Source organism: Cupriavidus sp. 01L46 (assembly GCF_056399905.1).
In genome coordinates, this window is sequence record NZ_JBFTSF010000051.1 from 21,603 (window position 1) to 28,937 (window position 7,335).

Sequence of the window (7,335 nt, forward strand, 5' to 3'; positions counted from 1 at the left end):
CGCACGCCTGCCCGACCCTACTCGACCTTGGCGGGATGCGCCTGCACCGGCCCGCCCAGCACCGAGCGGTAGGACACGGGCGCCTTGCCGTCGATATCGCGTATGCCGTACTCCTGCGCGACCTCGGCGCTGATCAGCACCTGGCCGGATTTCTCCATGACGGCGGCGTCGCCATGCAAGGCGAGTATGACCTTGCCGGTGAACTCGGGGCTCTCCGCGCTCGGCGCAAAAGCGGCGTATTTGTCGGGCTCGCGCTCCCAGACCCGCATGGTGCGCTCGGTGCGCAGCGGGCCCATCCAGACCGATACCGCGGCCACGCCGTACGGCCGCAGGTCCACCGCCATGTCCTTGGCGAACTTGTCCACGCCGGACTTCTGCGCGCCGTAGGCCKGGCCGTGCATATAGCAGCTTGCGCCGAAGGACGACGTAAACGCCATCAATCCGCGCGCGCCAGCCACCATCAAGGGCGCCGCATGCCAGCTCGCCACATAGGCCGAGCGCAGGCCCACGTCGAGGATGTCCACCAGGGCCAGCGGCTTCTCCCAGAAGCTGCCCGGCTCGATCAGTTCGTMGTGCAGGAAGGTAGCGTTGTTTACCAGGATGTCCAGCCGGCCCGCTTCGTCGCCCACCTGCTCGAACAGCCTGCGTACCTGCGCATCGTCGCGATGGTCACAGGCCACCGCGGTGCCTTTGCCGCCGCGCGCATCGATCTCGCGCGCGGTCTCGTGGATGGTGCCGGGCAACGGCGCCTCGCCGCTGCGCTCGGTGCGCCCGGTGACGTACACCGTCGCGCCGGCTTGCGCCAACGCCAGCGCGATGCCCTTGCCCGCGCCACGCGAGCCGCCCGTCACTACCGCAACGATGGATTCCTTTGCACTGCGCATCGCATTCCTCCCCAGTGATTCCCGCGCCGCGATCTCACCGCGCAGGGCGATGCCCGACGCTATCGCGCATGCCGCCGCGCCTCATCCTCCGTTCGGACTAGCTGATCGTGCACGCGCTGGACCGCGCGGCCCTAGGGGAAACCGTCTAGTCCGTTCTGACGATTCCGCGCCCTCCCTCGCTCATTACGCTTCCCATCAAAGAAGAAGCCACGGGACATGCCAGTCGACGCATCACCGCGCATCACCAAAACCATAGGAGGAGACAAATGCAGACTTCAAGAACCGGTTCACCGCATCGCACACGCAGGCTACGGCCAGCCGCCATCGTTTCGGCCATCGCCGCGGCGATCACGCCGTCCGCCTGGGCCGGCAACACCATCGATCTCGGCAACGAGACGTCGCTGAACTACTCCGTTACCGCCACCTACGGCGCCGCGTTCCGCACTGGCGGGCAAAGCGGCGCGCTGCTGTCGCCGGCCAACATCAATGGCGACGACGGCGACCGCAACTTCAAGCGCGGCGACATGATCGCCAACCGCGCCACCGTGCTTGGCGAGGCCAATCTCCAGCGCGGCGACTTTGGTGCGTTCTTTCGCGGCAGTGTGTTCTACGACCAGGCCTATCGCACCTCCAATTCCAACAACGCACCCGCCACCGTCAACCATTCCGGCCCTTTCAACGAGTTTACGGATTCCGCACGCTACTACAACGGCCAGCGGGCTCAGTTGCTGGATGCCTACGCCTATGGCGCCTTCAACATCGACACCACGCGTTTGAACGTCAAGCTGGGCAACCAGGTWGTGGCATGGGGCGAGAGCCTGTTCTTCCCCAACATCGCTGGCGCGCAGGGGCCGGCAGACGCCACCAAGTCGTTTGTGCCGGGGGCCGAGGTCAAGGACATCCTGCTGCCGGTGCCGCAAGCCTCATTGCAATGGGAGGTGAATCCGAACTTCAKCCTGCTTGGCTATTACCAGTTCACCTACAAGCCCAACCAACTCAACCCCGCTGGCGCGTACTTCAGCACCACCGATGTGGTTGGACCGGGTGCCCAGTTCATCATCGGCCCGGGTGGCAGACAGATCCCGCGCGGTTCGGATATCAACCCTCCAGACTCCGGCCAATGGGGCGTAGGTACTCGCTTTCGCGTGTTCGATGCCGAGTTTGGTTTGTACCAATTGCACTACCACGACAAGAATCCGAATGTCGTGACAACCCTGTTTCCGACCCTGCAGTACCAGCAGAAGTTTTTCAGTGGCATCAATCTGACCGGGGCAAGCTTCTCGACGCAATTTCTCGGCGCCAACGTGGCGGGCGAAGTCAGCTACAAGGACGGCGTGCCAATCCTGGTGAATGTCAACGGCGCTGCCACCGCAACGCGCGGCCAGGCAGTCCAGGGCCAGATGTCGGCCATTTACGCCATCGGACCGACCTTCCTCGCCAGCTCCCAGAGCCTGGTGGGCGAAATCGCCTACCTGCATGTGCTTGGCGTCACGCCGGTCAATGGCTTCAGCACACTCACCAACACCAGGAACTCGGCAGCCCTGCAGCTCGGGTGGTCGCTCTCCTATCTCAATATCTTTAACGGCTGGGACATGACAGTGCCGCTGACGTATGCGCATGAATTCAGCGGAAAGTCGGCCGTGGCCGGCGCCTTCGGTTCGCTGACCGGATATGGTGACCGCCGCGCGAGCGTCGGCGTGACCTTCAAGTATTTGAACAACCTCGAACTGAACCTGACATACGCGATGTTCCTGAGCACGGCGAACATTGTTAATCGACCGTTGGCCGACCGCAGCTATGCGGCATTCAATGCGAAATATTCGTTTTGACCTGGCGGCGATAACGCACACAACGCCAGATTTCTCTAAAGGAGTGAGACCGTGATACGACAGCATAGAAATCTTTGGATCCGCAGCACATTGCTGGCCAGCAGCATGCTGCTGGCGGCAGCCTCGTACGCCGCGGTAACGCCGGACGAACTCAAGCAACTCGATGGAAACCTGACCCCGATGGGCGCCGAGCGCGCCGCCAGCAAGGATGGGCAGATCCCCGCCTGGGGCGGGAAATGGCTGGGCGCCCCCCCCGGAGTGCAGTGGAAGCGGGGAGAGCGCTACCCCGATCCTTACGCCAGCGAAAAGCCGGTCGTGGTGATCACCGCGCAGAACATGGCGAAGTACGCCGATCACTTGACCGACGGCGAGAAGGCTCTGTTCAAGAAGTATCCGGACACCTTCAAGATGCCGGTATATCCGACCCATCGTGACTTCCGCTACGACGATACGATCTACAAGAACATCCGCACCTACGCGCCCGGCACCAAAATGACGGCCGACGGTAACGGATTGAAGGACGCGCCCCCTATYGTCCCCTTCCCGATCCCGAAGAGCGGCCTCGAACTGATGTGGAACCTGCGCTACTCCCCATCGATGAATACCGAATCCGCCACCTACGACCAGGCAGCCGTATACAGCGACGGCAACATCGCCTGGGGCCGTGTCCGTTATTCGATCCTTTCGCCGCGAAATGGCGCCAACTTCGACCTCAAGAGCGACACCAGGGGCTTTTTCCGCACGGCGACCGACCTGCCCCTGCGCGACCGGGGCATGCTGTCTGTCGGCCACGAATTCTATGACAAGGAAGGCTCCGATACCCGCCGCGCGTGGCAGTACAACCCCGGTACGCGGCGCGTACGGCAGGCCCCGGAATTTGGCTTCGATCAGCCCAACGGCGCAGGCGGAATCCGCACCCTCGACGACGACCGCCTGTTCAACGGCTCGGGCGAACGCTACAACTGGAAGATTGTCGGCAAGAAGCAAATCTATGTGCCGTACAACAACTACAAGCTGATGAGCCCGGCCAAGTACCAGGACATCCTGGGCAAAGGCCACCTCAACCCGGACTATATGCGCTATGAAATGCATCGCGTATGGATCCTGGAAGCCACCCTCAAGGAGGGCTTCCGGCATCAGTACGCCAAGCGGGTGCTTTACCTGGACGAGGACACCTGGACCGCCCTCGCCGCGGACAATTATGATGCGCGCGGCCAGCTGTGGCGAGCCAACCTGGCGGCAACCGTCTATKCCTATGACGCACGAAACCTCTACCCGACCACAACGACATATCATGACTTGATTTCGGGTGCGTATCTCGCCGACCGCCTGACCAACGAGGGGCCGATGCCGGTACTCAACAACAGCCCCGAATTCAACGAGACTTATTTCTCGCCCGACGCGGCGCGAGGTGCCGGTCACTGACCGCACGCCTTCCATCGCCCCCTTCCCGCTACGGCCAAGGGGGGCGAATTTCATCGCATTGYCCCGCCTGACATCGAGTCTGACCATGGATCCCGAACTGATCGCCGCATTCGGCGATGACCTTCATCGAGCCCTGACCGCCCGCGTACCAGTCGCCCCACTGAGCGGACGTGGCCACCCGCTCACGGTGCGCGACGCCTATCACATCCAGCAGCATTTCGTTGCACGGCGGCTGGCGCAAGGCGACCGCGTCACCGGCAAGAAAATCGGCGTCACCAGTTTGCCCGTGCAGCAGATGCTGGACGTGCACCAGCCCGACTTCGGCATGCTGCTGGCCAGCATGGAATACCCAGACGGCAAGGCCATTGCCGCAAGCACGCTGATCCAGCCACGCGCCGAAGGCGAGATTGCCTTCTTCCTCAAACGAGACCTGCGCGGCCCCGGCGTGACCCGCGCAGATGTGCTAGCTGCCACCGAGGCGGTCTCGGCTTGCTTCGAGATCGTAGACTCACGCATCACCGACTGGCGCATCCGTATTCAGGACACGGTGGCCGACAACGCCTCTTGTGGGGTCTACGTGYTTGGCGAGGAGCGCGTGAGCCCGGCCGGCCTCGACCTTGCCGCCTGCACCATGGCGCTTGAAAAGAACGGCGCCGTTGTTGCTACRGGCCAGGGCAGCGCCGCCCTCGGTCATCCCGCCGAAGCGGTGGCCTGGCTGGCCAACACGCTCGGCGAACTCGGCATTCCACTGCTTGCCGGCGAGACCATTCTTTCCGGTTCCCTTGCGGCGCTGATTCCGGTCGCTGCCGGAGACCGCCTGCGACTGCGCATCGACGGGATCGGCACGTGCAGCACCGAATTCGTCTGAACTCACCCACAACCCCAAACCAGGCAAGAAGCCCCATGGCAAAAATCAAGTGCGCCCTGATCGGCCCCGGCAATATTGGCACTGATCTGCTTTACAAGCTGCGCCGCAGCACCGTCCTGGAACCCGTCTGGATGGTTGGCGTCGACCCGAATTCGGATGGCCTCGCCCGGGCCCGYGAACTGGGCCTGAAGACAACCGACCGGGGCCTCGACGGCCTGCTGCCGCACTTGGCCGCAGACGACATCCGCATCGCATTCGATGCGACCTCGGCCTACGTGCACCGCCAGCACTCCGACCAGCTCACCGCGCGCGGCGTGCGCGTGATCGACCTCACGCCGGCGGCCATCGGGCCCTTCTGCGTGCCGCCGGTCAACCTGGACGAACATCTCGGCAGCAATGCGATGAACGTCAATATGGTCACCTGCGGCGGGCAGGCCACCATTCCCGTGGTGTACGCCGTGTCGCGCGTGCAGGCGGTGGCCTATGGCGAGATCGTCGCCACCGTTTCCTCGCGCTCGGTCGGGCCCGGCACGCGCCGGAATATCGACGAGTTCACCCGCACCACCGCAGGCGCCATCGAACAGGTGGGCGGCGCGCGGCAGGGCAAGGCGATCATCGTCATCAACCCGGCCGAGCCTCCGCTCATCATGCGCGACACCATCCACTGCCTGACCGAGGACGAGCCGGACGTGGAAGCGATCACGGCGTCGGTCCACGACATGATTGCCGAGGTGCGGCAATACGTGCCCGGCTACACGCTCAAGAACGGCCCTGTCTTCGACGGCAAGCGCGTCTCCATCTTCATGGAAGTCGAGGGCCTGGGCGACTACCTGCCCAAGTACGCCGGCAATCTCGACATCATGACCGCCGCCGCCGCGCGCACCGCCGAGCGCATCGGCGCCGCCATGCTGCGTGGCGCGCTGCCCGCCGTGGCCACTACCGCATAAGGAGCCCGATATGAACCAACGCATTACCGTGCACGACATGACCCTGCGCGACGGCATGCACCCGAAGCGTCACCAGATCTCGCTCGACCAGATGAAGACGATCGCCCGCGGGCTGGACGACGCCGGCGTGCCGCTGATCGAAGTGACCCATGGCGACGGCCTGGGCGGCGCCTCGGTCAACTACGGCTTTCCCGCGCATAGCGACGAGGAATACCTGCAAGCCGTGCTGGGCGAACTGAAGCAAGCCAAGGTCTCCGCCCTGCTGCTGCCCGGCATCGGCACCATCGACCACCTGCGCATGGCGCACGAACTGGGCGTGCACACCATCCGCGTGGCCACCCACTGCACCGAGGCCGATGTCTCCGAGCAGCATATCGGCATGGCGCGCAAGCTTGGCATGGACACCGTGGGCTTCCTGATGATGGCGCACATGGCGCCGGAAGCGACGCTGGTGGAACAGGCGCTGCTGATGGAGTCCTATGGCGCAAACTGCCTCTACATCACCGATTCGGCGGGGCATATGCTGCCGCACGACGTCACCGCCAAGCTGACGGCCGTGCGCCAGGCGCTCAAGCCGGAAACCGAGCTGGGCTTCCACGGCCACCACAACCTGGCCATGGGGATTGCCAACTCGCTGGCGGCCGTGGCCTGCGGCGCCACCCGCATCGACGCGGCAGCCGCCGGCCTGGGCGCCGGCGCCGGCAATACGCCGATGGAAGTCTTCGTGGCGGTCTGCGAGCGCATGGGCATCGAGACCGGCGTGGACGTGTTCCGCATCGCCGACGTGGCCGAAGACCTGGTGGTGCCCATCATGGACCAGCCGATCCGCATCGACCGCGATGCGCTCACGCTGGGCTACGCCGGCGTGTACTCATCCTTCCTGCTGTTCGCCAAGCGCGCCCAGGCCAAGTACGGCATTCCGGCGCGCGAGATCCTGGTCGAGCTGGGACGACAACGGCTGGTCGGAGGTCAGGAAGACATGATTGAAGACACCGCGATGACCTTGGCGCGCTCGCGCGGCCTGCTATTGAGCTGACTAGCCTGAAGCGCGTTCCCTTGGCGGCGGCACACTCGCATACGCTCCTACCGTATTTGATCGCCGCCGCCATTGACTGCCATGTCGGGCAGAACCCGATGTGTCGGCTTAACGCGTGAGGCAGGACACCGTTGCGTTGCCTACGCTTTCACCTGGTCACTGAACCAACCACAATCCTGGCGTCGCAAAAAGGCTATCGCACACTTCGCCCGTTCGATGTCTCGCAGTCGCTGAATTGACCGTGCAAGCTGGTTGGCGCCCCCAGCCCGCCACAAAGAAACTCGATCAGAATCTCCACGTGGTTCCACAAAAGCTGATCCCGCGGCGGCTTGCCTGGAGATATCGG

At 63.9% G+C, this 7,335-nt stretch carries 6 protein-coding genes; 5 read left to right on the top strand and 1 reads right to left on the bottom strand.

The window, feature by feature from the left end:
• Nucleotides 1-17 precede the first annotated feature (17 nt).
• Entirely contained in the window at nucleotides 18-884 is an 867-nt protein-coding gene (locus AC1DS3_RS11820; RefSeq protein ID WP_477127209.1) for an SDR family NAD(P)-dependent oxidoreductase, read from the bottom strand.
• Nucleotides 885-1,150: 266 nt separating this feature from the next.
• Between AC1DS3_RS11820 and AC1DS3_RS11825 the strand changes: the two genes are divergently transcribed.
• The 5 genes from AC1DS3_RS11825 (at nucleotide 1,151) to dmpG (ending at nucleotide 6,989) form a co-directional block, all read left to right on the top strand.
• Nucleotides 1,151-2,713, top strand: coding sequence for a DUF1302 domain-containing protein (locus AC1DS3_RS11825; RefSeq protein WP_477127210.1), 1,563 nt, complete (start codon nucleotides 1,151-1,153; stop codon nucleotides 2,711-2,713).
• Between the two features lie 105 nt (nucleotides 2,714-2,818).
• A complete protein-coding gene (locus AC1DS3_RS11830) occupies nucleotides 2,819-4,138 on the top strand; it encodes a DUF1329 domain-containing protein (RefSeq protein ID WP_477127213.1) in 1,320 nt (439 codons plus the stop codon).
• Between the two features lie 85 nt (nucleotides 4,139-4,223).
• The gene (dmpE, locus tag AC1DS3_RS11835) at nucleotides 4,224-5,006 is read left to right on the top strand and encodes a 2-oxopent-4-enoate hydratase (RefSeq protein ID WP_477127211.1); all 783 of its coding nucleotides are present in this window, start codon (nucleotides 4,224-4,226) and stop codon (nucleotides 5,004-5,006) included.
• Between the two features lie 35 nt (nucleotides 5,007-5,041).
• Nucleotides 5,042-5,953: an acetaldehyde dehydrogenase (acetylating) gene (locus tag AC1DS3_RS11840; protein WP_441638658.1), complete on the top strand. Its 912-nt coding sequence runs from the start codon at nucleotides 5,042-5,044 to the stop codon at nucleotides 5,951-5,953.
• A 10-nt stretch (nucleotides 5,954-5,963) separates the two neighbouring features.
• The gene (gene dmpG, locus AC1DS3_RS11845) at nucleotides 5,964-6,989 is read left to right on the top strand and encodes a 4-hydroxy-2-oxovalerate aldolase (protein WP_441638656.1); all 1,026 of its coding nucleotides are present in this window, start codon (nucleotides 5,964-5,966) and stop codon (nucleotides 6,987-6,989) included.
• The last annotated feature ends 346 nt before the right edge of the window (nucleotides 6,990-7,335 follow it).

Excerpts from the sequence above, each read along its gene's own strand:
- dmpG (WP_441638656.1), top strand. The coding sequence starts at position 5,964 with ATGAACCAACGCATTACCGTGCACGACATGACCCTGCGCGACGGCATG.